The sequence below is a fragment of the Sphingobium abikonense NBRC 16140 genome (genome assembly GCF_001598335.1).
Taxonomy (GTDB): Bacteria; Pseudomonadota; Alphaproteobacteria; order Sphingomonadales; family Sphingomonadaceae; genus Sphingobium; species Sphingobium abikonense.
This window is the reverse complement of sequence record NZ_BCYT01000018.1, coordinates 47699-72906: the sequence shown is the minus strand read 5'-3', so window position 1 is coordinate 72906 and position 25208 is coordinate 47699. Positions and strand designations below refer to the sequence as shown.

The 25208-nt window shown below is 63.8% G+C and carries 22 protein-coding genes and 2 tRNA genes; 14 read left to right on the top strand and 10 right to left on the bottom strand.

Annotated features, from left to right (window positions below; all coding sequences use genetic code 11):
• Positions 1 to 92 precede the first annotated feature (92 nt).
• Both glyS and ppdK read left to right on the top strand, forming a co-directional pair.
• Entirely contained in the window at positions 93 to 2420 is a 2328-nt protein-coding gene (glyS, locus tag SAB01S_RS15435; protein WP_062734091.1) for a glycine--tRNA ligase subunit beta, read from the top strand.
• A 139-nt stretch (positions 2421 to 2559) separates the two neighbouring features.
• The gene (gene ppdK, locus SAB01S_RS15430; protein WP_062734090.1) at positions 2560 to 5256 is read left to right on the top strand and encodes a pyruvate, phosphate dikinase; all 2697 of its coding nucleotides are present in this window, start codon (positions 2560 to 2562) and stop codon (positions 5254 to 5256) included.
• A 55-nt stretch (positions 5257 to 5311) separates the two neighbouring features.
• On the opposite strand, the gene SAB01S_RS15425 is transcribed toward ppdK, so the two are convergent.
• Positions 5312 to 5824 carry a helix-hairpin-helix domain-containing protein gene (locus tag SAB01S_RS15425; protein WP_062734099.1) on the bottom strand — a complete coding sequence of 171 codons (513 nt, stop codon included), beginning with the start codon at positions 5822 to 5824 and terminating at the stop codon, positions 5312 to 5314.
• A 139-nt stretch (positions 5825 to 5963) separates the two neighbouring features.
• On the opposite strand from SAB01S_RS15425, the gene SAB01S_RS15420 reads away from it, so the two are divergent.
• A tRNA-Arg gene (locus SAB01S_RS15420) sits at positions 5964 to 6040 on the top strand.
• Positions 6041 to 6084: 44 nt separating this feature from the next.
• Positions 6085 to 6161 (top strand) — tRNA-Arg (locus SAB01S_RS15415).
• A gap of 39 nt (positions 6162 to 6200) precedes the next feature.
• Here SAB01S_RS15415 and SAB01S_RS15410 read toward each other — a convergent pair.
• Genes SAB01S_RS15410 through SAB01S_RS15380 form a run of 7 tightly spaced genes read right to left on the bottom strand, consistent with a single transcriptional unit; the run spans position 6201 to position 12917 of the window.
• Positions 6201 to 7652 (bottom strand): cobyric acid synthase, encoded by a 1452-nt coding sequence (locus SAB01S_RS15410; RefSeq protein ID WP_062734089.1) that lies wholly within the window; start codon positions 7650 to 7652, stop codon positions 6201 to 6203.
• Positions 7653 to 7688: 36 nt separating this feature from the next.
• Positions 7689 to 7904 carry a hypothetical protein gene (locus tag SAB01S_RS15405; protein WP_062734097.1) on the bottom strand — a complete coding sequence of 72 codons (216 nt, stop codon included), beginning with the start codon at positions 7902 to 7904 and terminating at the stop codon, positions 7689 to 7691.
• Between the two features lie 25 nt (positions 7905 to 7929).
• The gene (locus tag SAB01S_RS15400; RefSeq protein WP_062734087.1) at positions 7930 to 9189 is read right to left on the bottom strand and encodes an N-succinylarginine dihydrolase; all 1260 of its coding nucleotides are present in this window, start codon (positions 9187 to 9189) and stop codon (positions 7930 to 7932) included.
• Positions 9186 to 10205 (bottom strand): arginine N-succinyltransferase, encoded by a 1020-nt coding sequence (locus tag SAB01S_RS15395; RefSeq protein ID WP_062734086.1) that lies wholly within the window; start codon positions 10203 to 10205, stop codon positions 9186 to 9188. The genes SAB01S_RS15400 and SAB01S_RS15395 overlap by 4 nt, the downstream gene beginning before the upstream one ends.
• 4 nt (positions 10206 to 10209) lie before the next feature.
• Positions 10210 to 11436, bottom strand: coding sequence for a hydrolase (locus SAB01S_RS15390; RefSeq protein WP_062734096.1), 1227 nt, complete (start codon positions 11434 to 11436; stop codon positions 10210 to 10212).
• Positions 11437 to 11494: 58 nt separating this feature from the next.
• Positions 11495 to 12403: a DUF481 domain-containing protein gene (locus tag SAB01S_RS15385; protein WP_062734084.1), complete on the bottom strand. Its 909-nt coding sequence runs from the start codon at positions 12401 to 12403 to the stop codon at positions 11495 to 11497.
• A gap of 55 nt (positions 12404 to 12458) precedes the next feature.
• Positions 12459 to 12917, bottom strand: coding sequence for an RNA pyrophosphohydrolase (locus SAB01S_RS15380; RefSeq protein ID WP_157078367.1), 459 nt, complete (start codon positions 12915 to 12917; stop codon positions 12459 to 12461).
• Positions 12918 to 13143: 226 nt separating this feature from the next.
• Here SAB01S_RS15380 and SAB01S_RS15375 point away from each other — a divergent pair, with 226 nt between their 5' ends.
• Complete coding sequence (locus SAB01S_RS15375) at positions 13144 to 14520, top strand: cryptochrome/photolyase family protein (protein WP_062734082.1); 1377 nt, start codon at positions 13144 to 13146, stop codon at positions 14518 to 14520.
• Between the two features lie 36 nt (positions 14521 to 14556).
• The gene (locus tag SAB01S_RS15370) at positions 14557 to 15822 is read left to right on the top strand and encodes an SAM-dependent methyltransferase (protein ID WP_062734080.1); all 1266 of its coding nucleotides are present in this window, start codon (positions 14557 to 14559) and stop codon (positions 15820 to 15822) included.
• A gap of 3 nt (positions 15823 to 15825) precedes the next feature.
• Here the strand turns inward: SAB01S_RS15370 and SAB01S_RS15365 are convergent, their stop codons facing one another.
• Entirely contained in the window at positions 15826 to 16539 is a 714-nt protein-coding gene (locus tag SAB01S_RS15365) for an SDR family NAD(P)-dependent oxidoreductase (protein WP_062734094.1), read from the bottom strand.
• A gap of 88 nt (positions 16540 to 16627) precedes the next feature.
• On the bottom strand, positions 16628 to 18088 hold the full coding sequence (gene purF, locus SAB01S_RS15360; protein ID WP_062734079.1) for an amidophosphoribosyltransferase: 1461 nt from the start codon (positions 18086 to 18088) through the stop codon (positions 16628 to 16630).
• Positions 18089 to 18291: 203 nt separating this feature from the next.
• Between purF and ccmC the strand changes: the two genes are divergently transcribed.
• The 8 genes from ccmC to SAB01S_RS15325 all read left to right on the top strand — a co-directional run bounded on the left by ccmC (position 18292) and on the right by SAB01S_RS15325 (position 25145).
• On the top strand, positions 18292 to 19014 hold the full coding sequence (gene ccmC / locus SAB01S_RS15355; RefSeq protein WP_062734077.1) for a heme ABC transporter permease CcmC: 723 nt from the start codon (positions 18292 to 18294) through the stop codon (positions 19012 to 19014).
• Between the two features lies 1 nt (position 19015).
• The gene (locus SAB01S_RS18990) at positions 19016 to 19147 is read left to right on the top strand and encodes a hypothetical protein (RefSeq protein ID WP_281179055.1); all 132 of its coding nucleotides are present in this window, start codon (positions 19016 to 19018) and stop codon (positions 19145 to 19147) included.
• Complete coding sequence (gene ccmE, locus SAB01S_RS15350) at positions 19144 to 19590, top strand: cytochrome c maturation protein CcmE (RefSeq protein WP_062734076.1); 447 nt, start codon at positions 19144 to 19146, stop codon at positions 19588 to 19590. Before SAB01S_RS18990 ends, ccmE begins: the two co-directional genes overlap by 4 nt.
• Complete coding sequence (locus SAB01S_RS15345; protein WP_062734074.1) at positions 19587 to 21515, top strand: heme lyase CcmF/NrfE family subunit; 1929 nt, start codon at positions 19587 to 19589, stop codon at positions 21513 to 21515. Before ccmE ends, SAB01S_RS15345 begins: the two co-directional genes overlap by 4 nt.
• Positions 21512 to 22039 carry a redoxin family protein gene (locus tag SAB01S_RS15340; protein ID WP_245646504.1) on the top strand — a complete coding sequence of 176 codons (528 nt, stop codon included), beginning with the start codon at positions 21512 to 21514 and terminating at the stop codon, positions 22037 to 22039. The genes SAB01S_RS15345 and SAB01S_RS15340 overlap by 4 nt, the downstream gene beginning before the upstream one ends.
• Positions 22036 to 22443 (top strand): cytochrome c-type biogenesis protein, encoded by a 408-nt coding sequence (locus SAB01S_RS15335; protein ID WP_062734071.1) that lies wholly within the window; start codon positions 22036 to 22038, stop codon positions 22441 to 22443. Before SAB01S_RS15340 ends, SAB01S_RS15335 begins: the two co-directional genes overlap by 4 nt.
• Positions 22440 to 23084: a tetratricopeptide repeat protein gene (locus SAB01S_RS15330; protein ID WP_062734069.1), complete on the top strand. Its 645-nt coding sequence runs from the start codon at positions 22440 to 22442 to the stop codon at positions 23082 to 23084. Before SAB01S_RS15335 ends, SAB01S_RS15330 begins: the two co-directional genes overlap by 4 nt.
• A 132-nt stretch (positions 23085 to 23216) precedes the next feature.
• Positions 23217 to 25145: a potassium transporter Kup gene (locus SAB01S_RS15325; RefSeq protein WP_062734068.1), complete on the top strand. Its 1929-nt coding sequence runs from the start codon at positions 23217 to 23219 to the stop codon at positions 25143 to 25145.
• Positions 25146 to 25208: the final 63 nt, after the last annotated feature.

Genomic DNA, 25208 nt, shown 5'->3' with positions numbered 1-25208 from the left:
TGTCACCCTCTCGATAGCGGGACACCCCTCCGTCTGGCTGCGCCAGACACCTCCCCTTCAAGGGGAGGATGGGTTTTATATGGGTTTGATTGATGACTGACTTCCTCCTCGAACTGCGCTGCGAGGAAATTCCCGCGCGGATGCAGTTGAAAGCGCGCGACGATCTTGTGCATCGACTGGATCATGAGCTTCGGTTGGCTGGCATTGAGTGCGGGGGCGCGGATGCGTTCGTAACGCCGCGTCGGTTAGCCGTAATCTTCCGCGACCTGCCGCTCGAAACCGCCGCCGTCAGCGAAGAATTCAAAGGCCCCCGCACCAGCGCGCCGCCGCAGGCGCTGGAGGGGTTTCTGCGCAAGACGGGGCTGACGCAGGACCAGCTGGAGGATCGCGACGGCGTCTGGTTCGCTGTCGTGAACAAGCCCGGCCGTGCCACCGCCGACGTGCTGGCGCAAGCAGTTCCGGCGGTGATCGGCGCCTTTCCCTGGCCCAAATCGATGCGCTGGGGCGCGGCAAGCCAGACGACCGAAAGCCTGCGCTGGGTGCGGCCGTTGAAGGGCATCGTCGCGATCCTGGGTGAGGCTCTGGTCGATATCGAAATCGAGGGGCTGCGATCGGGTTATGCGACGCTTGGCCACCGCTTTCATCACCCCGGCGAAATCACCATTGGCGGCGCGCATGACTATGTGGAAAAGCTGCGCGCCTGCCATGTGATCGCCAGCCATCAGGAACGGCAGGCGATCATCGAGGCGAAAGCCGCGCAAGCCGCCGCCGCGCACGGCTATAGCGTCATCGAGGACAAGGGGCTGGTCGCGGAGAATGCGGGCCTCACCGAATGGCCGGTGCCGCTGCTCGGTGATTTCGACCCGGCCTTCCTGGAAGTGCCGCCCGAAGTCATCCAGCTGACCTTGCGCATCAACCAGAAATATTTCGTCTTGCGTGATGGCAAGGGGAAGCTCGCCCCCGCCTTCATCTGCACCGCCAATATCGATGCGAAGGATGGCGGCGCGGCGATCATCGCTGGCAACCGCAAGGTGTTGGCCGCCCGGCTCTCCGATGCGCGCTTCTTCTGGGAGCAGGACCGCAAGACGCGGCTGGAGGATCACGCAAAGAAGCTGGAGCGCATCACTTTCCACGAGAAGCTGGGCACCGTCGCCGACAAGGTCGAACGCATCGCGAAGCTGGCGCGATGGCTGGTGGAGGAGGGGATCGTCACCCCCACCAATGCCGTCACCCCAGCGAAGGCTGGGGTCTCAGGCGACAGCGCGCCTACGCCTGAGATGTCGGCGGGAGTCACGCGCCTCCCGCCGACCTTCGCTGGCATGACGACGGAGGAACTCGCCACCCTCGCCGAACAGGCAGCCCGCCTGTGCAAGGCCGATCTCGTCACCGAAATGGTCGGCGAGTTTCCCGAATTGCAGGGCATCATGGGCGGCTACTACGCCCGCGCCGAGGGCTTGCCCGACGCCGTGGCCGACGCCATCCGCGACCATTACAAGCCGGTCGGGCAGGGGGACGACGTGCCGACTGCGCCAGTGACGGTGGCGGTTAGCCTGGCGGATAAGTTGGATACGATTACATCGTTCTTCGGAATTGATGAGAAGCCAACCGGTTCAAAAGACCCCTTTGCCCTCCGACGAGCGGCATTGGGTATTCTACAGTTAGTCATAAAAAATGATCTGCGTCTTCGTCTGCTTGATCTCATCATTTACGTAAGTCGCGGCAATGAGGGAGATTTCAGTCAACGTTTTGTGTTCGAAGATCATTTTCGTGAATGGTTGAAAACAGGCGGCGAAGGTGACTTTGCTGCCGTGAATGGCGTTCTCCTTCGAGGCAATGGCCTGGCGCTCCTCGACTTCTTCGCCGACCGCCTGAAGGTCCAGCAAAAGGAAGCGGGCGTCCGCCACGACCTGATCGACGCGGTGTTTGCGCTGGGGGGCGAGGATGATCTTGTCCGCCTGCTCGCCCGCGTGAAGGCGCTCCAGTCCTTCGTCGCGACCGACGACGGCGAGAACTTGCTCGCGGGCTACAAGCGCGCAGCGAACATCCTCAAGAAAGAGGCGCCGGACATCACAAGTGCTCCGGCAAATGCCGGAGCCCAGGGCGACGACGCGCGATCTGGCCCTGGGCTCCTGCCTTTGCAGGAGCACGACGCGCTGCCCTACACCCCCGAACCCGCCGAAGCCGCTCTCATCACCGCGCTCGACGCCGCGGAACCGCGCGCGGCCCAGGCGGTGGCGGACGAGCGGTTCGAGGGTGCGATGGCGGCACTGGCGACGCTGCGCGCGCCGATCGACGCCTTTTTCGACAGCGTTACCGTGAACGATCCTGATCCGGCCAAGCGCGCGAATCGCCTTGCGCTGCTGGCGCGGGTGCGTGACGCGGTGCACAATGTCGCCGACTTTTCAAAGATTGCCGGCTGAGGACCGAAGATTCCAACCCTCGCGCAATTTTTGAGAAGATCGGCGGGATATTCCTATCCCATCGCGCATTGAACCGCTAATCGCGGTCACATTATTGCAACGCACAAAACTCGGCAATCAGTGCAGGGAGAGCCGGAACATGGTGAAGACACAAGAGGCCCAGATGAACAGCATGACCCGCTATGTCTATCGGTTTGGCGGCGGTGTGAATGACGGGGGCAAGGGCGACAAGAATCTGCTGGGCGGCAAGGGCGCCAATCTGGACGGCATGGCCGCGATCGGCCTGCCGGTCCCGCCGGGCTTCACCATCACGACCGAAATGTGCACCCGCTATTATCAGGATGGCGGCACCTATCCCGACAGCCTGCGCGATGAAGTGGCGAACGGCATCGCCCATATCGAAGGCGTGACCGGCAAGAAGTTCGGCGATGCGGCCGATCCGTTGCTGGTGTCGGTGCGGTCCGGCGCGCGCATCTCCATGCCCGGCATGATGGACACCGTCCTCAACCTCGGCCTCAACGATGAAACCGTGGTGGGGCTGGCCACTGTCAGCGGCGACGAACGTTTCGCCTGGGACAGCTATCGCCGCTTCATCCAGATGTATTCGGACGTGGTGCTGGAACTTGATCATGGCGCGTTCGAGGAAGCCCTCGAAATCGCCAAGGAAGATCAGGGCTATACGCTCGACACCGAAATGAGCGCTGACGACTGGAAAGCGCTTGTCACCGAATATAAGGCGCTCGTTCAGAAGCTCTGGAACAAGCCCTTCCCGCAAAACGTCCACGACCAGCTTTGGGGCGCGATCAGCGCCGTGTTCGGATCGTGGCAGGCGGACCGCGCGAAGGTCTATCGCCGCTTGAACTCCATCCCCGGCGACTGGGGCACGGCGGTCAATGTGCAGGCGATGGTGTTCGGCAATATGGGCGACACGTCGGCCACCGGTGTCGCCTTTACTCGCGATCCCGCCACCGGCGAGAACGCCTATTATGGCGAATATCTGATCAACGCGCAGGGTGAGGACGTGGTGGCGGGCATCCGCACGCCGCAATATCTGACGAAGGCGGCGCGGGAACGGGCAGGGGCCAAGCCGCTGTCGATGGAAGAGGCGATGCCGGAAACCTATGCCGAACTGGCGCGGGTGTTCCAGATCCTCGAAACCCATTATCGCGACATGCAGGACATCGAATTCACGGTGCAGCAGGGCAAGCTGTGGATGCTCCAGACCCGCAGCGGCAAGCGCACCGCCAAGGCGGCGCTCAAGATCGCGGTCGACATGGCGCATGAGGGGCTGATCACGCAAGAGGAAGCCGTCGCGCGCGTCGATCCCGCCGCGCTCGACCAATTGCTGCACCCCACGCTCGATCCCGACGCCCCGCGCGATGTGTTGACCAAGGGGTTGCCCGCCTCACCGGGCGCGGCAAGCGGCCTGATCGTGTTCGATGCCGACACCGCCGAGCGGCGCAACGAACTGGGCGACGCGGTCATTCTGGTCCGCGTCGAAACCAGCCCGGAGGATATTCACGGCATGCACGCGGCCAAGGGCATCCTGACCGCGCGCGGCGGCATGACCAGCCATGCCGCAGTCGTTGCGCGCGGCATGGGGCGTCCATGCGTGTCAGGCGCAGGCGGACTGTCGATCGACAACGTCAACAAGATCCTGCGCATCGGCAGCCGCGAGTTGAAGGAGGGCGACGTCCTCACCATCGACGGCGCGACCGGCGAAGTGATGGCCGGCGAAGTGCCGACCGTGCAGCCCGAACTGGCCGGCGATTTCGGCACATTGATGATCTGGGCGGACAAGGTTCGCCGCCTCAAGGTGCGGGCCAACGCCGAAACCCCTCTCGATTGCCAGACCGCCCGCGATTTCGGGGCGGAGGGCGTCGGCCTGTGCCGAACCGAACATATGTTCTTCGACGCCGCCCGCATCACCGCCGTGCGCGAAATGATCCTGGCCGACAGCGAAAAGGGCCGCCGGGCCGCGCTCGACAAGCTACTGCCCGAACAGCGCGACGATTTCGCCCAGATTTTCATGGTGATGGCGGGCCTGCCCGTCACCATCCGTCTGCTGGACCCGCCGCTGCACGAATTCCTGCCCCATGGCGAGGCGGAGTTTGAGGAAGTGGCGAAGGCCGCGGGCGTCGGCGTTGAAGCGTTGAAGCGGCGCGCAACCGAGTTGCATGAATTCAACCCGATGCTCGGCCATCGCGGCTGTCGCCTGGGCGTGACCTATCCCGAAATCTACGAGATGCAGGCCCGCGCCATCTTCGAGGCGGCGTTGCTGGTGAAGCAGCGCAGCGGCGACGCGCCGATCCCCGAAATCATGATCCCGCTGGTTGCCACCCGCAAGGAACTGGAACTGATGAAGGCGATTGTCGATCAGGTCGCAAAAGACGTGTTCGCCGAACAGAACGCCTCGGTCGACTATCTCGTCGGCACGATGATCGAACTGCCGCGCGCCGCGCTCAAGGCCGGCGAAATCGCCGAAGTCGGCGAATTCTTCTCCTTCGGCACCAATGACCTGACGCAAACCACGATCGGCATCAGCCGTGACGACGCCGGCCGCTTCCTGACGCAATATGTCGACAAGGGCATTTTCGAGCGCGATCCCTTCGTCAGCATCGACGTGGAAGGGGTGGGCGAACTGATCGAACTCGCGGCGGAACGTGGCCGTGCGACCCGCAGCGGCATCAAGCTTGGCATTTGTGGCGAACATGGCGGCGATCCTGCTTCGATCGCCTTCTGCGAAAAGACCGGGCTCGATTATGTCTCGGCCTCGCCCTATCGCGTGCCGATCGCCCGACTGGCCGCAGCGCAGGCGGCGCTGGCCTGCAAATAAGAAAAGGGCGGGAGTGATGCTCCCGCCCTTTTTCGTGAAAAGACGTGTGGCCCGATCAGGCCGAACCGGTAAGGCGACCCAGCAGGCCTGGTTTGTCGCCCCGCTCGAGCGCGCGCGCCTGTTCGCGCCAGTCTTCGTGCGCGATGGTCCCGGGCTTCAGGCCAAGGCGCGCCTCCAGTGTCGCTTCCTGTTCGGCGCTGAGAGCCGCGATCTGGCCATAGCGGTGATAGCCCGCTTCGTTCAGCGCCACTTCCTGCGCTTGGCTCAGCCCCTTGATCCGGCTGAGGTCATCGCGGCCATGCACGGCGCCACCAACGGCCGCCGCGGTGCCGGGGCCGATCGGCCCGCTATGGCGTTCCAGCTCGGCAATTCGCGCATTGGCGGCGTCGATGCGGGCGTCGCGATCCCGGATGGCGCCGTCCCGCTCCTGCAAGACGGTGCGGTGGGCAATCTGCTCGTCGCGCCACAATCGCTTATATTTGCCACGCCCGCTCATCATCAGCCCCAATATCCAGCCTATGATCAGAGCAATCAGCAACAGCGCCAGGTCATTCATGGTGAAGCTCATGATGGCCTCCTTTCCTGCGGCTTGAACGGCGGACCGGGACAAAGGTTGCTCCATCACCGCCGGGCGGCCTCGGGGCGCAGGAAAAGTGTAAAAAAGGCTTGCCCAATCGGCCGGGCGCTTCTATCTGCGCCTCTCCAACGCACCCGTAGCTCAGCTGGATAGAGCATCAGACTACGAATCTGAGGGTCGGACGTTCGAATCGTTCCGGGTGCGCCATTTGGACACAGGCAGTGCGGCTTTCAGCCGGCTGCCGGAAATCGGCACCCGTAGCTCAGCTGGATAGAGCATCAGACTACGAATCTGAGGGTCGGACGTTCGAATCGTTCCGGGTGCGCCATTTCCCTTATGAAAACTACAACAGCAGCTTTCTTGGCCTCTATCCTTCCTGCGCCAGCGTGATCAGAGCATCCACATCCACATGCCGTTCCAGATGGTCGGCAAGCGCGTCGAGCGCGTCTTCGACCGACTGGTCATAATCGGCCTCCACTGACTTCGCGCCGATCCGATGCAGCAGGGCTGCGCGTAGCGAGGTGCTGGCCAGCAGGCCATGGACGTAACTGCCCATCACCCGCCCGTCCGGGCTGATCGCCCCGTCTGACCTGGTTCCCAGCATCGCAAAAGGCCGCGCGCAGCCGGGTCCGTCGCTGCGGCCCATATGCATTTCATAGCCCTCAAAATCCGCCCCAAGCGCGCGGCCACGCACATGCTCCAGCGTCTTGTCACCAGCAAGCACCGTGTCCACCTCCAGCAGGCCCAGGCCATCGATGCTCCGTATCGAGCCTTCGATCCCGTCGGGATCATGGATCGTCCGGCCCAACATCTGGTATCCGCCGCACAAGCCCAGCACCGCGCCCCCGCGCCGGTGATGCGCGCATATGTCGATATCCCAGCCCTGCTCGACCATGGCGTGCATGTCCGCGATCGTCGCCTTCGATCCGGGCAGGATCACCAGCGCCGCACCGGCGGGGATGGGTTGCCCAGGCACGATCATGCGCAGGTCGACGGATGGCTCCAGCTTCAACGGGTCGAGATCATCGAAATTGGAAATGCGCGGCAGCACGGGGCAGGCGATGACGATCGGGGCGTCGGCGCAAGGCACAGGGCGTTCCAACACCACCGCGTCCTCGCTGGGAAGCCGCGCGACGTCAGCGAGCCAGGGAATGACGCCAAAGCCGCGCCAGCCCGATAGCGCCTCGATCTGACGATAGCCATCTTCGAACAGCGTCAAGTCGCCCCGGAATTTGTTGATGAGGAAGCCGCGGATCATTTCGGCATCGGCGGGGTTCAGCACCGCGCGCGTACCGACGACCGCCGCAATCACGCCGCCCCTGTCTATGTCGCCCACCAGCACGACCGGAACTTTGGCGGCGCGCGCAAAGCCCATATTGGCAATGTCGCCCGCGCGCAGGTTGATTTCTGCCGGAGAGCCTGCGCCTTCTACGACCACGATGTCACATTGCGCGCGCAGCCGATGATAGCTTTCGAGAACCTCGTCCAGCAACGCGCCCCGCGCTGCGCGAAAATTGCCTGATCCCAACGTGCCGCGCACTTTCCCGTGAACGATCAATTGCGAACTACGGTCGGCCTGCGGCTTCAGCAGCACCGGGTTCATGTCCGTATGCGCGGGAACGCCGCAGGCTATCGCTTGCAATGCCTGCGCGCGGCCAATTTCTCCACCGTCAATGGTGACTGCGGCATTGTTCGACATATTCTGGGGCTTGAAGGGACGCACATCATGGCCGCGGCGCTTGAGCGCCCGGCACAGCCCCGCGACCAGAACCGACTTGCCGACGTCAGAGCCGGTCCCCTGCAACATGATCGCGCCCATGGCGCGTCCATGCCCGAGCGGCGGTGGCGAGGCAACTTAAAGCCCGCGCTGATAGTCCAGCGCGTCGATGATCTTGCCGCCGGCCATGAACACTGCGCCAGTGCAGGCGAGTGCCAGGAGTTGGCCGCCAAAACCGGGATATTGCTGCATATAGACAGCGCCTCGCTCGGTCGCGCCAAGCGCAAGCGCATAGATGATCAGAAACGCCTCGAACTTGGTCTTGATCGTGAAAAGGCCCTTGATCCGTTTCATCATTGTCCCATCGGCATGTTGCCCGTCAGGGAAGAAGATCGCCGGAAAGCTGCAAATGGTCAACAAGCGTTAACCATGATTGCTCGATCCGGGCGATAAGGCGGGTGTCCCCCAAATCATCAGGTGCGATTTCCTCCGGCCAGTAGGTCGCGACGATGCGGCCGATTTCGTCCAGCTTGCGCTCGTCCAGCAGGAAACGCGGGTCGATCGTGGCGGGATCGGCAACAACGCGCAGGCGCAGGCAGGCGGGGCCGCCGCCATTGGCCATGGATTGGCGCACATCGACGGGGATGAGTCGGCGGATCGGGCCATTGCCCGCCACCATCTGCTGCAACCAGGACCAGACGGCGGGCGTATCCTGCGCCTCGGTCGGAAGCACCAGCGCCATAACGCCATCGGGCAGGGTGACGAGCTGCGCATTGAACAAATAGCTGCGGATCGCGTCGGCCAGGCTGACGGCGCTCGCCGGCACTTCGACAATCTCCACGCAGGGCAACGCATCGCGCAAGGCCGCATAGAAACCGTCTTTGTCCGCGAAGGCCTGCTCATGGGTGAAGAGCACGCGTTCATTGGCGACGGCGACCACGTCATTGTGGAAAGCGCCCGCAGCAATCGCCTCTTCCGATTGCTGGAAGAACAGGTAGCGCGCGGGGTCCAGGCCATGCAGCCGCGCAACCGCCTTGCTTGCCTCGACATGCTGGCGCGCGGGAAAGGGACCGCCAGACTGACCATAGACGAATATTTCCACTCCCGGCAGGTCGTGCCGTTCGGTCAGGCGCATATGGTTCGCCGCGCCTTCATCACCGAAGGGCGGCGGCACCGGGTCATGCACGGCAAAGCTGCGCGCGTCGGAAAAGGCCAGGCGCAACTGCGCCAGCGTCTGGGGCCATTCATGGCTGCGATGCGGCATGGTGACGAGATTGGCGACGGTCAGGTGCGTGCGCCCATCGCGCGTATCGGCCGCAGGCGACACCGTCGCCGCATTGGCCGCCCACATGGACGAGGCCGACATGGCGGCCGCGCGAAGATGCGGCTCAGCGCCCGATACGTCCGTTCCCAATCGCGCAAGCCAAGCGCCATCGGGTCGCCACTGCGGCAGGAAAAGCCCCTGGGCCAGCCCGAGCGCCATATTGCCGCGCATCTTGTCCAGTCCCTGCAATGCGGCGGCGCGCGGCTGGGACACCGCGCCCGCATTGCGCGCGGAGGCGAGGTTGCCCAGGCTCAGGCCCGCATAATTGTGGCTGGGGCCGATCAGGCCGTCGAAATTGATTTCGGTGATGCTCATGCGCGCCCCGCCATGGTGAAGCTGTCGCCGATGCCAAGCCCTATCCGCCGCGCGCTGTCCGCGTCGAGCGAAACCGCGCCGTCCGCATCCTCCTCGACAAGGCCCCAGGTACAGCGATAATCGGCAAGCGTTCCGCAGGCGATCAGCATTTTCTGCCCACCGCCATCATGGGTGGCGGCCAGCGTGACATCGCGCGCGGCGGCAATTGTCTTCAACTGGTCGACCTGTCCCACCATGGTCGGCCCGCCGTCGAAAATATCGACATAGCCGGCATTTTCGAATCCTTCGGTTTCCAGCATCCGCATCGCCGCCCGGCCATTGGGGTGAGGCAGGCCGATGACAGCGCGCGCGCTGTCGGTCAGCATCGCGGTGTAGATGGGCGTCTTGGGCATCAGGTCGGCGATGAATTGGTTGCCATTGACGGCGTTGAACTCGTCAGCTTCCTGAAAGCTCATGCCGAAGAAACGGCCCGCCAGGCCGTCCCAGAACGGCGACCCTCCCGCTTCGTCGATGACGCCGCGCAATTCGGCGATCACCCGGTCGCCAAAGCGCGCGCGGTGATTGCGGATATAGAGATATCGGCTGCGCGCCAGCAGCAATCCCAGGCCTTCCGCCCTCTCGCGCGGGTGAAGGAACAAGCCGCCCACTTCGACGGATCCTTCCAGATCGGTGGTGAGCGAGAGCATCTGCGCGCGAAATGTCCGGCCCAGTTCGCGGCTATGCTGGGTCAGCACGCCCAGGCGGTAGGAATAAAAGGGCCAGTTTTGCCCGACGGTCGAGAATATCTGGCACGTGCCGCGCACCTGCCCCGTCTCGACATTTTCGAGCACCATGACGATCAGTTCGTCCTCGATGCCGTCGCTGGTGCGGGCGAGCGCCTGTTCGGTTCGTTCGAGCTTGGCCGACAGGGACGCGCGATCGGGCGGCAAATTGGTAAAACCGCCACCGGTCAGCTTGGCCATTTCATACAATGTCTGCAAATCGTCCGCGCGCGCGATGCGCATGATGAAGCTCAAGCGGTCATCCTCTCTCTTGTCCCGGTTGAAACTGGCCCTGGGCAATCCGCCACAGGGAAAGCGCCGACAGCCGCGCTCGTTCGGGCAAGCTGTCGGTCAGCAGAAATTCGGCGTCGCTATGGATGCTGCCACCGCGGACGCCCATCGTGTCGACCACCGGCACGCCACACGCCGCGATATTATTGCCGTCGCACACGCCGCCCGTATCGCGCCATCCGATCGACAGGCCCAGGTCGGTGCCGCATTGCCGGACGAGCCCGAACAACCGCTCCGCCTTGGCATCCATGGGCTTGGGCGGGCGGCCAAATCCGCCGTGCAGATGAAGCATGACGTCATGATCGCGCGCGATGTCGGCGATGGTGCGATCGATAAGGGCGCGGGCAGCCTCTTCGTCCTGCGGTGTGCGGGGGCGAAAATTGACGCGCAGGACGGCATGGTCGGGCACGACATTATTGGGCCCACCGCCGTCAATCTTGGCGGGATTGCAGGAAAATCCCGCGCCGCTGGCGGCCTTGAGGCGCAGCGCCAAATCCGCCGCGGCGAGCAGCGCATTCCGACCATCGTCGGGGTTCCGCCCGGCATGGGCGCTGCGCCCCGTGACGATCACCGAAAAATTGCCGCTGCCCGCGCGTGCGCCAGCCAGCGTCCCGTCCGGCAGCGCGGGTTCATAGGTGAAGGCGGCCAGTTTCCCGGCGGCCCTGTCGCGCAGCAAAGCGGCAGACGAGGCGCTCCCGACTTCTTCGTCGCTGTTGATGACCACGTCATAGCCGACATGGTCGACCCCGCCAGTCGACTCCAGCGCCTTCAGCGCGGCCAGCATGACCGCGATGCCGCCCTTCATGTCCGCAACACCCGGACCATTGAGGACGCCCGGCTCCAGCCAGCGTTGGTCCTGAAACGGATGATCGACCGGGAAAACCGTATCCATATGGCCGGTCAGCAGCAGGCGCGTGGGTGCGTCCGGGCGCACGGACAGAAGCAAATGCTGGCCGTGGGCAAGCGGCTGGACCCGACCGTCGGGGCTTACGTTCTCGACAGGCGCCGGATTAACCAGCGATAGCTCGCCAGGCAGGGCGCTGAATGCGTCGGCGAGCATCGTCGCCATGCGTGCCAGGCCGTCCAGATTGCGCGATCCGCTGTTGATCGCCGCCCATCGCTGCACCTGGTCCAGCATCGGCGCGCTCGCCACATGGTCCAGCAGACGCTCTTCTTGGGGAGACAATCGGGTCATCCCGATCATCTATCAGAGCCAGGAAGGCGGCTCCACCCCCGCACGAAAATTACGCGGCTCAGAAATCATATGTCAGGGTTAACCGGCTGAGCGTGTCGAAATCCCGGGCGGCCAACACCGTCTCTGACTCATATTGAATATTGTAGGAGAAGGCGGCTGACCAACGCGTGCTCACCTTTGTTTCCAGCGAGGTCAGGGCATTCAACGTATAAACGTCGCTTTCGGCATAGCCCGACGCCGTCTGCTTGAAAGTCAGGGTCGGACTGGCGCGCCAGGCCAGTGCCATGGAGCCGCGCGCGCCCAATTTGGTTTCGCGTTCCCCGATCAGATATTTCACATGACGGATCGACGGGCCGATATCGGCCGAAAGGTCCACGGGCTTGCTGACGATCAGCTTGTACCCGACGCCTGCCGACGCGGTGTAGCGCTCGGCATAGCCGATTGAGGTGTCCCGCTCGAACTGGGCAAGGCCATAGGCAAAGCCCCTTGGATCGAATTCATAGCGCGGCTCGTAGCCGGCAAAATAGCGTTCGCGCGACGTCACGCCATTGGCGCGGCGATAATCGGCGCTGGCCGTCAATTTGTGCGTCCATTGGATACCGGTGCGCGTGGCGGTGGCCGATGCGCTGATCCCCAATTCACTGGTCGAACCGGTGGACCGGAACCCCCCAGCCTCGATCCGGCCGGTCCACAGGTCGCCAATGCCGGCTTCGCGGATGACGGTTTCATGCGTCGCCTTGGTCCGTTCCTTCCAGCTATTGACCATGCGCTGGATCTGGTCGGCCGACGCGGGATTGGTCTGCTTGGCGATTTTGGCGACGGTCGCGATATCGGTTTCGTTGCCATTGGCGATGGCGGCTTCCAACATCTCGCGCACGGCCGCTGGCAAGAGCGCGTCTTCCGCAGCTTCGGCGGTGACGGGCAGGGCGGCGAGAGAGAGCGATAACGGTAACAGGAAGGCGCGCATGGCGCCCCTCATATCGAATCGACCGCGAAAATTAACCCCTTTCGCGGCGAAAAGATCAGATAAGCGCCCGAAATTCCTGCACGATGTCCCGGTAGAGCTTGCGTTTGAACGGCACGATCATGTCCGGCAGCGCGTCTGGCGCCGCCCATTTCCACGCCCTGAATTCGGGATGTTCGGTCGCGATGTCGATATCGCTGTCCTGGCCCAGGAAGCGGGCGAGAAACCAATATTGCCGCTGGCCGCGATATTTTCCGCCCCACAGCTTGCCCATCAATTCTGGCGGCAGGTCATAGAAATGCTCGTCCTTCGCCTTGGCAATGATGTCGACATGCGCGCGGTCGATCCCGGTTTCTTCACGCAATTCGCGCAGCGCGGCTGTCCGGGCTTCTTCCCCGTCATCGATGCCACCCTGCGGCATTTGCCAGGCTTCAACGACATTATCGAGTCGCTGGCCGACAAAGACCTTTCCCTCCCTGTTGACGAGCATGATGCCGACGCAGGGGCGATACCCCATTTCCTGTTCTTTGGTCGCCAAGTCCGTAAATCCCCAATTGCCTTTGTCCGGCAGTTCTTCCCCAAAACCGCCATCGCCGCCTGGATGACGCCAGCCAACGATAATTCGGGGGCGGGATGCCGTCCATGGGCCGAATCGGCATGGCGCTGCCACTTCACGGGTAAATGCGGCAAGATGCCCGAAGGAACATTTGGAACCGCCATGGGCAAAACGGCATTGGATGCGGATGACCGCTCCCGTCCTGCTCTGGTTCCGCCAGGATCTCCGTCTTTCCGATCAAGCCGCTCTGGCTGCCGCCGCTGCGGAGGGGCCGGTCATCCCGGTCTATGTGCTGGATGACGAAACGCCCCGGCAATGGGCGATGGGTGGCGCGTCCCGCTGGTGGCTGCATCATAGCCTCGCCAACCTCGATAAGGCGTTACGGGACAAAGGGTCGCGCCTCATCCTGCGCCGCGGCAAATGCGCTGATGTGCTCCAGGCGCTGGCCAAGGAGAGCGGGGCGGAGCGCGTCCATGCCCTGCACCATTATGAACCCTGGTGGCGCAATGCGGAAAAATCCGTCGCCAAGGCATTGGACCTGTGCCTGCATGACGGCATGCTGCTGTTGCCGCCCGGCGCGGTGCGGACAGGGTCGGGCGGCATCTATAAAATCTACACGCCATTTGCCCGCGCCATGATGGAACAGATGCCGCCGGCGGCCCCGAACCGAACCCCGGCGACCATCGAATCGCCTGCGTCCTGGCCGGATAGCGATCGGCTGGACGATTGGAACCTGTTGCCGACCAAACCCAATTGGGCCAGCGGCTTCCAGGCGGACTGGACGCCCGGCGAGGACGGCGCACGGGCCAATGTCGCCGCCTTCATTGACGAGGTCGTTGACTATCCCACCGCCCGCAACCTGCCGTCGGTCGAGGGAACGTCGCGCCTTTCGCCGCATCTGCACTTTGGCGAAGTGTCGCCGGCCTATGTCTGGCATCGGGTCACATCTTCCGATACCGATGCAGAGATATTCCTTAAGGAATTGATCTGGCGGGATTATACCCATAGCCAGATTTGTGAGATGCCGGCTTATGGGTCGGAAAATGCGCGCGACGATTTTGACCGGATGGGCTGGCGCGACTTGCGAGAGGCGCGGGGCGATTTTGCCGCGTGGAAAGAGGGGCGTACGGGCTATCCGATCGTCGACGCCGGCATGCGGCAATTATGGGCCACCGGCTGGATGCATAATCGTGTGCGCATGATCGCCGCCAGTTTTCTCATCAAGCATCTGCTGATCGACTGGCGGCACGGCGCAAAATGGTTCTGGGATACGCTGGTGGATGCGGACTATGCCAATAACAGCGTCAATTGGCAGTGGGTCGCGGGCAGCGGCATCGACGCCAATATGTTCAGTCGCATCATGGCGCCGCTCACCCAGTCCGAAAAGTTCGACGCCGGGGACTATATCCGCCAATGGGTGCCGGAACTGGGCGACCTGTCCGATGACGTCATCCATGACCCTGACGCCCATGACGCCAGACCGAAAGACTATCCGGCCAAGATCATCGGGCACAAGGCGGGCCGTGAACGCGCGTTGGCGGCCTATCGCCGCATCAAGGGATGATTGCAGCGCGCGATGGCTTGCGGCAGGATCGCCGCCATGAACGCGACCGATCCTCGCCGTGGCCGCCAGGCCCCAACCATCCACAGGGCAACCCGTCCGCTAGGTAGCGCCCGGCTGTCGCTATGGCTCGCGCCACTGTTCCATCGGATGCTGGACCGGATCGACCGGGGGCTTGAGGCCGGATCGCTGGAAGCGGCCCTGCCGGACGGCACGCGCAGGCTGCTCGGCGGCCGGGCAGCCGGACCTGATTGTGTCGTTCATCTGCATAGCTGGCGCGCGCTGGTGCGACTGGCGACCGGCGGCTCGGCAGGCTGGTATCGCGCCTGGGCGGCTGGCGAATGGGCTAGTCCCGATCCTGTTCCGCTCTTTGCCCTGTTCATGCGCAATGCCGTCAGTCTGGGTCAGGTCGCGCGGCCGCAAGGCCCCACCCGATGGATTGGCCGCCTTTGGCATTGGCTTCGGCGCAACAGCCGTGCCGGATCACGGCAGAATATCGCCTTTCATTATGACTTGGGCAATGATTTCTACCAGCCTTGGCTGGATGAAGACATGCATTATTCCAGTGGGTTGTTCGCTGACGCGGATAATTGGCTGGAGCCGCTGGAAGCGGCGCAGCGGCGCAAGGTCGATGCCATATTGGATCGTCTGGACCTTCGGGATGGCGACGCCCTGCTGGAAATCGGATGCGGTTGGGGCGGGCTGGCCGAGCGGGCGATGGAGCGGCGGGTGATGCGCTATACTGGCCTCACGCTGTCGACCGAGCAGGCCGATTATGCAAGCGACCGGCTGGGGTCAGGCGCAAGCGTGGAATTGACGGACTATCGTGACGCTCAGGGCGCCTATGACGGCATTGCCAGCGTCGAAATGGTGGAGGCGGTGGGCCAGCATTACTGGCCCGACTATCTGGCGGGGATACACCGGCTTCTAAAACCCGGTGGCCGCGCCGCGATCCAATATATCCTGATCGACGATGCGATTTTCGAGCGTTATGCGCGCGGCGTCGATTTCATCCAGACCTATATTTTCCCCGGCGGCATGCTGATTTCGCCAAGCCGGTTCCGGCAAATCGCTCAGGAAATCGGTCTGGAGTGGCGCGATGAAACCCGCTTCGGCCTTCATTATGCCGAAACGCTGCGCCGGTGGCGGCAGCGTTTTGATCGCGCCATCGACGAAGGACGATTGCCCGCCAGTTTCGACCAGCATTTCGTCGCCCTGTGGCGCTATTATCTCATGTATTGTGAAGGCGGTTTTCGCGGCGGCGGCATCGATGTCGCGCAGGTGACATTGGTCAAGCCGGCATGAGGTTCAGCCTTCGACCCGCATCCTGTGGCCGGTCGGCGTATCGCTCGTCACCAGATTGACGATCGCGTCCGCGACAACATCGGGGGCTTTCAGCGTGGCGGGGTCTTCCCCGGGGAAGGCGCGTGCGCGCATGGCCGTGCGGGTCGCGCCAGGATCTACGATGTGCGTGCGGATAGCCGAAATGTTGCGCACTTCCTCGCCATAGGCGCCGATCAGCGTCTCCAGTGCCGCCTTGGACGCGCCGTAGGCGCCCCAATAGGCGCGGGGTGCTGAACCGACCGATGACGTCAGGGCAATGACGCGCGCGTCACCGCTTGCGCGCAACATGGTGTCGAACGCCGCGATCATGGCTTGCGGCGCGGCGATATTGAGCGTCAGCAGCCGCGCAAATTCCTTGGCGTCTATCGCCTGCACCGCCGCCAGCGACCCCAGCGTGGCCGCATTCAGCACCAGAATGTCGAGCGCGGACCAGCGCCCGCCTATGGCTTGCGCCAGGCGGCCGATACTGTCGCCGTCGATCAAATCGAGCGGCGCGATCGTCGCGCTGCCCCCGGCGGCATGGATGCGCTCTTCCACTTCCTCCAGCGCGCCGGGCGTACGCGCGGTCAGGATGACATGCGCGCCGGCCTTCGCCAGCGCCTGCGCCGTTGCAGCGCCGATCCCGCGACTGGCCCCGGTGACGAGCGCCAGCTTGCCGGAAAGAGGAAGATTGGACATGGCACTCCCGTTCATGCCGGCCGCCGGCCGAGCTGGTCTGATGTCTGGAAAAAAAGAGCGGCCATTTCCGGCCGCCCGCGCATGCGCGTCAAACGACGCGTTCGGCCAGCAGTTCGAACTGATTCTGCACGACCGCTTCGTCCTGATCCGTCAGCGTGGTGGGATAATCGCCGGTGAAGCAGGCGTCGCAATATTGCGGCCGTATGTCGGCGCGCTTCGCCTCGCCCAGCGCCTTGTACAGGCCGTCGATGGAGATGAAGGACAGGCTGTCGGCATGGATGAAGTCCTGCATGCCGCCAATGTCGAGCCGATGAGCCAGAAGCTTGGTCCGCTCGGGCGTATCGACGCCGTAGAAGCAGCTATGCTTTGTCGGCGGCGAGGCTATGCGCATATGGACCTCCGCCGCGCCCGCTTCGCGCATCATCTGCACGATTTTGAGCGAGGTCGTGCCGCGCACGATCGAATCGTCGATCAGCACGATGCGCTTGCCCTCGATCAGCGCGCGATTGGCATTGTGCTTGAGCTTGACGCCAAGGTGACGAACCTTGTCGCCCGGCTGGATGAAGGTGCGGCCGATATAATGCGACCGGATGATCCCCAGCTCGAACGGAATCCCCGATTCCTGTGCATAGCCTATGGCCGCCGGCACGCCGCTGTCGGGCACGGGAATGACATAATCCGCCTCGACCGGGTTTTCGATCGCGAGCTGCGCGCCGATCGCCTTGCGCACCGAATAGACGCTGGACCCGTCGACGATCGAATCGGGCCGGCTGAAATAGACATGCTCGAAAATGCACGGGCGCGCGTGGGTTTCGCCAAAGGGGCGATGCGACCGGATTTCGCCGCTGTTGGTGACGATGACCAGTTCGCCCGGCTCGACGGTGCGGACATAATCGGCGCCCACGACGTCGAGCGCAACGGTTTCCGACGCAAAGATGGTCGCGTCGCCCAGCGTGCCCATCACCAGTGGACGGATGCCCAGCGGATCGCGGCAGGCGATCATGCCCTCGGGCGTCATGACGATCAGCGAATAGGCGCCTTCCACCTGCTTCAAAGCGTCGATGAACTTGTCGAGCAGGGTCCGGTAGCTAGAGGTCGCCACCAGATGGATGATGACTTCGGTGTCGGACGTCGACTGGAAGATGGAGCCGCGGCGAATCAGTTCGCGACGCAGCTTCATCGCGTTGGAGATATTGCCGTTATGGGCCACCGCAAAACCGCCCGAATTCAGCTCCGCATAAAGCGGCTGAACGTTGCGCAGCGATGTCTCGCCGGTCGTGGAATAGCGGACATGGCCGCAGGCGCTTCCGCCGGGAAGGCCGCGAATCACGTCGTCGCGGTCAAAATTGCCCGCGACATGCCCCATGGCCCGATGGGTATGGAATTCATGCCCGTCCCAGCTGGTAATGCCGGCTGCTTCCTGGCCGCGATGCTGGAGCGCATGGAGGCCGAGCGCGACGATAGCGGACGCCGTTTCGGCGCGGGACACGCCGAAAATGCCGCATTCCTCGCGCAACTTGTCGTCGTCGAAGGGATTGGTCGTGATCATGGGTGCGAACCGGTTCCGTTGCCGTTCTTGCCGCCCGTCCGGGCCGCGTTTGACCGCGCATATAGTCGCTTGAGGCTGGTTTGTCGCCTCCCTGTCACAAAAAAGCCGGCTCGGCCGCCCCAACGCAGCGTTTCCCGACCTGCGCTATCGGCAAAAAGCCCTACTGGCGCAGCCCGCCCGGCGCAGCTACACACGCAGCCCTGATGCATCGTTTCGCCAATCCCGCCCGCTTCCTCAAGATTGCGCGCCCCCTGACCCAGTGGCTGTTCTGGCCGGGCCTGGCGCTGATCCTGATTGGCGCTGGCTGCGGGCTGCTGGTGACGCCGGCGGATTATCTGCAGGGGCAGACGGTGCGCATCCTCTATATTCACGTGCCCGCCGCATGGCTCGGCATGGGCGGCTGGACGGGGATTGCGCTTGCTGCCCTGGTGCAGCTGGTGTGGCGGCATCCACTGGCGGCCATAGCGGGACGCGCGATCGCCGCGCCCGGCGCCCTGTTCACGGCCATCTGCCTGGCGACCGGCTCGATCTGGGGGCGACCGACCTGGGGCACCTGGTGGGAATGGGACGGGCGAATGACGTCGATGCTGGTGCTGCTGTTCCTCTATCTCGGCTATATCGCGCTTGCTCAGGCCAGCGCCCGCGACGGACAGGGCGGCGTCAGTCATGTGACCGCGATTTTCGGCCTGGTCGGTGCGGTCAATATTCCCATCATCAATCGATCGGTGGTGTGGTGGAACAGCCTGCACCAGGGACCCAGCATCACGATGCGCGGGTCGACCATCGAAACGACTTTATTATGGCCATTGGGGCTGACGCTGCTGGGCTTTTCCCTGTGGTTCGGCGCGATCGTCCTGATGCGGATGCGCGCGATACTGGCGCAAAACAAGGTCGAGGCGCGAATGCAGCGCCTGGCGAGAGGATAGAATGAACCAGTGGGCCTTCGTGATCGCCGCCTATGCCGTGACGGCTGGCGCGACGATCGTCATGAGCATCATGAGCTGGCGCGCCATGGGAAGCGCCGAGCGCGCGGCGGACAGGCTGTCGGACAGGGCATGAAGGCGAAGCATCAAAGGCTGGTGCTGGCGCTTGTGGCGCTGGCCTCAATCATCGGCGCAGGGTTGCTCGCGGCGTCGGCGCTCAAGGATGAAGCCGCCTATTTTTACGCACCCGCCGACGTGAAGGCCAAAGGCGTGGAGCCGGGCCGCGCGATCCGATTGGGCGGCATGGTGGTGAAGGGCAGCCTAAAGCGGGCGGCCGATGGCGTCACCATCCGCTTCAACGTGACCGATGGCAAGGCACGCGTGCCCGCGACATTCAGCGGGATCGCGCCGGACCTGTTCAAGGAAGGCAGCGGCGTCGTGGCCGAAGGCGCTTTTGACGACAAGGGAACCTTCGTCGCGACCAACCTGCTCGCCAAGCATGACGAACGCTATATGCCGCGCGAGCTGGAGGGAATGCAGTATAACGAAACGACGCATGAGATGAAGGTGACGCCGTGATTGCCGAAGCCGGTCTTGCCGCCCTCTGGCTTGCCGCCTCGCTCGCGCTGCTTCAGCTGTTCCTCGCCGTCACAGGGTTGAAGGGGGGAAAGGCGGAATTGCTGGCCGCGATGCGTCCGGTCGCAGTGGGGCAGGGGATGCTTACGGCGATTGCCTTCTCGCTGCTCATCACCCTGTTCCTGCGATCTGATATGTCGGTTTTGCTGGTGGCGATGAACAGCCATTCGGCCAAGCCCTGGCTATATAAATTCGCCGGGACGTGGGGCAATCATGAAGGGTCGATGCTGCTATGGGTCACGGTGATGGGCGTGGCGGGCGGTGCAGTGGCCCTGTTCGAACGGGCCTTGCGGCGCGACACGCACATGGCGACATTGGGCGCGCAGGCGACGATTTCGCTCGGCTTCTATGCCTTTCTCCTTTTCTCCTCCAATCCGTTTGCCCGGATCGACCCGCCGCCAACCGACGGGCAGGGCCTCAATCCGTTGTTGCAGGACCCCGGCCTCGCCTTTCACCCGCCGACGCTCTACCTTGGCTATGTCGGCCTTTCGGTCGCCTTTTCCTTCGCGGTGGGCGCGCTGCTGACCCGCACGGTCGATGCCGCTTTTGCGCGGGCGATGCGCCCATGGGTGCTGGGCGCGTGGATATTGCTGACGCTCGGCATCACCGCCGGCAGCTACTGGGCTTATTATGAGCTTGGCTGGGGCGGCTGGTGGTTCTGGGATCCGGTAGAAAACGCCTCGCTGATGCCATGGCTGGCTGCCACGGCGCTGCTCCATAGCGTCACCGTGCTGGCGACCCGCGATGGCTTGCGCGCCTGGACCATCATGTTGGCCGTCATCGCCTTCTCCATGTCGATGGTCGGCACCTTCCTGGTGCGATCGGGCATTTTGACGAGCGTTCACGCCTTTGCGGTCGATCCTGAAAGGGGCAGCTTCATCCTCGCGCTGCTTGCCATCTATATCGGCGGAGCGCTGGCGCTGTTCGGCTGGCGGATCGGGTCGGTGCGGGAAGGCGCGCCGTTCGAACTAATCAGCCGCGAAACGCTGCTGGTGGTGAACAATCTGCTGCTGTCGGTGATCCTGGGCATCGTCCTGATCGGCACGCTCTACCCGCTGATGACCGAAGCCTTCGGTCACAAGGTATCGGTGGGCGCGCCCTATTTTGATCGGATTGCCGGCCCCATTGCGCTGGTGCTGATGCTGGCAATGGCCGCCGGGCCGCTGACGCGGTGGCGGCGCGATCGCGTGCCTGCGGTGGCCAAGCGCCTGGCGATACCGGCGGCGGCGGGCGCGGTTGCGGCAGTCATCATCGCCACGCTGGCCTGGGGACGAATGGGCCTGCTGCCCTTGTTCGGGCTGATCGTCGCGATCGGCGTCGGCATCGCCAGCCTGGCCCCGCTCTGGAAGCGCAAGCTGCTGCGTACGCCATTATTCACCTGGGGAATGGTGATCGCGCATCTGGGCTGCGCCGTCAGTCTGGCGGGCATGGCGTGCGATTCGGCCTTCACGGTGGAAAAGCTGGTGGCGGCGCGACCGGGTGAGACGATCCGAACGGCTGGTTGGGCCTTGCGCTTCGTGCAGATCATGCCGCTGGCCGGTGATAACTGGACGGCATTGCAGGCGGACCTGGCCGTAGATCGCGGCGGCAACGCCGTGATGATGCGCCCGCAGTCGCGCTTTTTCACCTCCCCGCCCACGACCACCAGCGAAGCGGCCTTGCTGACGCGCTGGAACGGGCAGCTCTATGTGGTGCTGGGAGAAGAGGTCGAAGGCGGTCGCTGGCAGCTGCGCATCTGGTGGAAGCCGTTTGTGACGCTCATCTGGCTTGGGGGCATATTGATTGCCTTTGGCGGCGCGCTCGCGCTGATCGGGCGGGAACGGCGCGGGTGGCTGGCGAAATGGCGTGCGCGGAGGGCGGTGGCATGAGGCGCATCCTCATCTGGCTGCCGCTGCTGCTTTTCGCCGCGTTCATTGGCCTGTTTGCGAGCGGCCTGTTCCAGCCGGACGATCGCATCATCCAGTCCCGGTTGGTCGGTCAGCCGCTGCCGGACTTCGACTTGCCGGCGGCCGCGAGCGACCAGCCCGGCCTTGGCAGTCGTGACATGGCTGGCGGCAAGCCCCGCCTTCTCAACATCTTTGCCAGCTGGTGCGTGCCCTGCGCGGTCGAGGCGCCGCAGCTCATGGCGTTGAAGCGGGCCGGTGTCGCGATCGACGCCATCGCCATTCGCGATGCGCGCAGCGATGTCGATGCGTTCCTGGCGCGCAACGGCAACCCCTATCAGCGGATCGGGCTGGACGCGCGCAGCGCTGTCCAGATCGCGCTCGGCTCCTCAGGCGTGCCGGAATCCTTCATCATCGATGGAAGGGGCCGCATCGCCTATCAGCATATCGGTGACATACGCGCGGACGATGTGCCGACGATCCTTGCCCGGCTGGAGGATGCGCGATGAAAATGCTGATCGCCATGTCGCTGGCCCTGGCCGCCGCGCCTGCAGTGGCGCAGACCGCGCTCCCGCCCGCGCCCTGGGCGGACCGGCAGATACCCGACGCCGACCAGGAACGCGCGGCAAAGGCGCTTATGGAAACCATCCGCTGCCTTACCTGCCAGAGCCAGTCGATCGCCGATTCCAACGCCAGCATGGCCGCCGACATGCGATCGCAGATTCGCGAACGCATCATGGCGGGAGAAAAACCTGAAGCGATCCGCGCCTGGCTGGTGTCCCGTTATGGCGATTGGGTGAGCTACGCCCCGACCGCCGATCCCATATTGTGGCCGCTATGGGCGGCGCCGCTCATCCTGCTGGCCTTGGGCCTGTTTCTCATGCGCGGGCGGATAGGGAGGAGGAGGCCATGACCGGCTGGCTCATCGCTTTTGCCCTGGCGGCATTGGTCCTCGCTGGCCTTGTGCTGCTCGGCCGCATTCCGCGATCGGCATGGGAAATCAGCGCCGCGGCCTTGCTGTTCGGCCTTGCCGGCTATGCCTGGCAGGGCAACCCCGGACTGGCAGGGGCGCCGCGCCAGCTTGCACAGGCTGATGCGCAGCCGTTCGATGAGGCGCTTGCGGAAAAGCGGCGCGGTCTTGCCGAACGTTTCGGACCGGCGGCGCAATGGATGATGCTGTCCGATGGCCTGGCGCGGCAGGGCAAGACGAAGGCGGCAGCCAATGTGCTCCTGTCGGCGCTGCGCGATCAGCCCGACGACGCGAACCTGTGGCTGGGGCTGGGCAACGCCCTGGTCGCGCATGGCGACGGCATGCTGTCGCCCGGCGCGCAATTTGCCTATCGCAAGGCGCTGGCGATCGACCCTGACGCGCCTGCGCCGCGCTATTTCTACGGCTTGGCGCTCGCCCGCGCAGGTCAGTTACAGGCGGCGCGCGACCTGTGGGCGCCCTTGGTCGCGCGCGCGCCGGCCGACAGCGAAGTGCGCAAGGAACTTGAAAGCAATATCGCGCGTATCGACGCCATGCTGGCGGGTATTCAGTCTGGTCAGCCATGATGCGGTGCAGCGTTCGCGTTGCACGGCGACAGGAGCCGTGATAGGGCGCGGCGGTTTGCGGGGGTAGCGGACTGTTCCGCCCATGCCCCCGAGTGGGTGTCCAGACGAGCATGACCATTCGGCATATCATTCATGGCTGATCTTCTTCCCAATACCGCTCCTTCGTCTCCTGACGAGGGAGAGGGCGGTCACGGCCATGTGCGGCAGAAGGCTACGCTGAAACTGGTCGTCGGCGCGATCGGCATCGTGTTCGGCGACATCGGCACCAGCCCGCTCTATGCGTTCCGGGAAACCTTCGCCGGCCACCATCATCTCGATCTCGACCCCGATCACATATTGGGCGTCATCAGCCTGATGTTCTGGTCGATGATGCTGGTGGTGACCCTCAAATATGTCAGCATCATCATGCGGGCGGACAATAAGGGCGAAGGCGGCAGCCTGGCGCTGCTCGCGCTTATCAACGGCCAGACGAAGAGCCAGCGCTGGTCGCGCGGCATCGTGCTGCTGGGCGTGTTCGCCACGGCGCTGTTCTACGGCGACTCGATGATCACGCCAGCGGTGTCGGTGCTGTCGGCGGTCGAGGGCATCGCGGTCTATAACCCCAATCTGGCCCCCATGATCCTGCCGGTGGCGATCCTCATCCTGCTTGGCCTGTTCTGGATACAGGGGCTCGGTACCAACAAGGTGGCGTCCCTGTTCGGTCCGGTCATGCTCACCTATTTCGTGACGATCGCGACGTTGGGGCTGATTTCGATCCTTCAGACCCCCGGCATCCTGTTCGCGCTCAACCCCTATTGGGCGTTCATGTTCTTCGTCACCGATCCTCTGCCCGCTTTCCTGGCGCTTGGGTCCGTCGTGCTGGCCGTGACCGGCGCCGAGGCGCTTTACGCCGATATGGGGCATTTTGGCCGCAGCCCGATCCGCGTGTCGTGGCTTGCCTTCGTCCTGCCGGCGTTGATGCTCAACTATATGGGGCAGGGCGCCTTGCTGTTCCGCGAAGGCGCGCCGGCCCTCGACAGCCCCTTCTATAATCTGGCGCCGCAATGGGGGCAGTTGCCGCTGGTCATCCTGGCCACCATGGCGGCGATCATCGCGTCACAGGCCGTCATATCGGGCGCATTTTCCGTGACGCAGCAGGCGATCCAGCTCGGCTTCATGCCGCGCCTGCGCATTTCGCACACCAGCGCTTCGGCCGCCGGGCAAATCTATATTCCCCTGATCAACTGGGGCCTGATGACGATGGTCATCCTGCTGGTGCTGGTGTTCCGCACCTCGTCCAACCTGACCGCGGCCTATGGCATCGCGGTGACGGGCGCGATGTTCATCGACAATCTGCTGCTAACCGTGCTGCTCTATCGCCTGTGGCATTGGAAATGGTATTATGCAGCGCCAATGCTGGCGGTCTTCTTCCTGGTCGATGGCGCGTATCTGGCGGCGAACCTGACCAAAGTGCCCGATGGTGGCTGGTTCCCGCTGCTGATCGGCTTCATCGTCTTCACCCTGCTCACTACCTGGTCGCGCGGGCGCAGGCTGGTGCAGGACCGGCTGCGCGAAGCCGCCATGCCCATCCCGGTCTTTGTCGCGTCGGCCGCCAACAGCGCGGTACGCGTGCCCGGCACCGCTGTGTTCATGACGTCCACGCCCGACGGCGTGCCCCATGCACTGCTGCATAATCTCAAGCATAACAAGGTGCTGCATGAGCGGGTCATCCTGCTGACGGTCAAGATCAAGAACGTGCCCGTGGTCGAGGATGAAGGGCGCGCCAAATTGGAGGATCTGGGCCGGGGCTTTTTCCGCCTGGTGCTCCAATATGGCTTCATGCAGGAGCCCGATGTGCCTGCGGCGCTTAAAAATGTCACGGGCTGCGGGCAGGCGTTCAAGATGATGGACACCAGCTTCTTCCTGGCGCGGCAGACGCTGTTGCCATCGGCCAAGCCGGGTATGCCGCTCTGGCGGGAAAAGATCTTCGCCTGGATGCTGCGCAACGCGGAAAGCGCGATGGAATTTTTCCGCTTGCCCACGAACCGCGTCGTGGAGCTGGGCAGCCAAGTCGAAATCTAAGCCAGCGTTTTAGCGCGACTGGCCATCAAAAAGGGCGCGACCTTCATGGCCGCGCCCCAATCA

What these genes read in the sequence shown, in the direction of transcription:
- SAB01S_RS15365 (WP_062734094.1), bottom strand. Translation starts at nt 16,539, where the DNA reads ATGTCCAATCTTCCTCTTTCCGGCAAGCTGGCGCTCGTCACCGGGGCC.
- SAB01S_RS15405 (WP_062734097.1), bottom strand. Translation starts at nt 7,904, where the DNA reads ATGAAACGGATCAAGGGCCTTTTCACGATCAAGACCAAGTTCGAGGCG.
- SAB01S_RS15410 (WP_062734089.1), bottom strand. Translation starts at nt 7,652, where the DNA reads ATGGGCGCGATCATGTTGCAGGGGACCGGCTCTGACGTCGGCAAGTCG.
- SAB01S_RS18990 (WP_281179055.1), top strand. Translation starts at nt 19,016, where the DNA reads ATGAACCAGTGGGCCTTCGTGATCGCCGCCTATGCCGTGACGGCTGGC.
- SAB01S_RS15380 (WP_157078367.1), bottom strand. Translation starts at nt 12,917, where the DNA reads ATGGGGTATCGCCCCTGCGTCGGCATCATGCTCGTCAACAGGGAGGGA.
- ccmC (WP_062734077.1), top strand. Translation starts at nt 18,292, where the DNA reads ATGCATCGTTTCGCCAATCCCGCCCGCTTCCTCAAGATTGCGCGCCCC.
- SAB01S_RS15325 (WP_062734068.1), top strand. Translation starts at nt 23,217, where the DNA reads ATGGCTGATCTTCTTCCCAATACCGCTCCTTCGTCTCCTGACGAGGGA.
- SAB01S_RS15340 (WP_245646504.1), top strand. Translation starts at nt 21,512, where the DNA reads ATGAGGCGCATCCTCATCTGGCTGCCGCTGCTGCTTTTCGCCGCGTTC.
- SAB01S_RS15375 (WP_062734082.1), top strand. Translation starts at nt 13,144, where the DNA reads ATGACCGCTCCCGTCCTGCTCTGGTTCCGCCAGGATCTCCGTCTTTCC.
- SAB01S_RS15335 (WP_062734071.1), top strand. Translation starts at nt 22,036, where the DNA reads ATGAAAATGCTGATCGCCATGTCGCTGGCCCTGGCCGCCGCGCCTGCA.
- SAB01S_RS15330 (WP_062734069.1), top strand. Translation starts at nt 22,440, where the DNA reads ATGACCGGCTGGCTCATCGCTTTTGCCCTGGCGGCATTGGTCCTCGCT.
- SAB01S_RS15370 (WP_062734080.1), top strand. Translation starts at nt 14,557, where the DNA reads ATGAACGCGACCGATCCTCGCCGTGGCCGCCAGGCCCCAACCATCCAC.
- ppdK (WP_062734090.1), top strand. Translation starts at nt 2,560, where the DNA reads ATGGTGAAGACACAAGAGGCCCAGATGAACAGCATGACCCGCTATGTC.
- SAB01S_RS15385 (WP_062734084.1), bottom strand. Translation starts at nt 12,403, where the DNA reads ATGCGCGCCTTCCTGTTACCGTTATCGCTCTCTCTCGCCGCCCTGCCC.
- SAB01S_RS15390 (WP_062734096.1), bottom strand. Translation starts at nt 11,436, where the DNA reads ATGACCCGATTGTCTCCCCAAGAAGAGCGTCTGCTGGACCATGTGGCG.
- SAB01S_RS15425 (WP_062734099.1), bottom strand. Translation starts at nt 5,824, where the DNA reads ATGAGCTTCACCATGAATGACCTGGCGCTGTTGCTGATTGCTCTGATC.
- glyS (WP_062734091.1), top strand. Translation starts at nt 93, where the DNA reads ATGACTGACTTCCTCCTCGAACTGCGCTGCGAGGAAATTCCCGCGCGG.
- purF (WP_062734079.1), bottom strand. Translation starts at nt 18,088, where the DNA reads ATGATCACGACCAATCCCTTCGACGACGACAAGTTGCGCGAGGAATGC.
- ccmE (WP_062734076.1), top strand. Translation starts at nt 19,144, where the DNA reads ATGAAGGCGAAGCATCAAAGGCTGGTGCTGGCGCTTGTGGCGCTGGCC.
- SAB01S_RS15400 (WP_062734087.1), bottom strand. Translation starts at nt 9,189, where the DNA reads ATGAGCATCACCGAAATCAATTTCGACGGCCTGATCGGCCCCAGCCAC.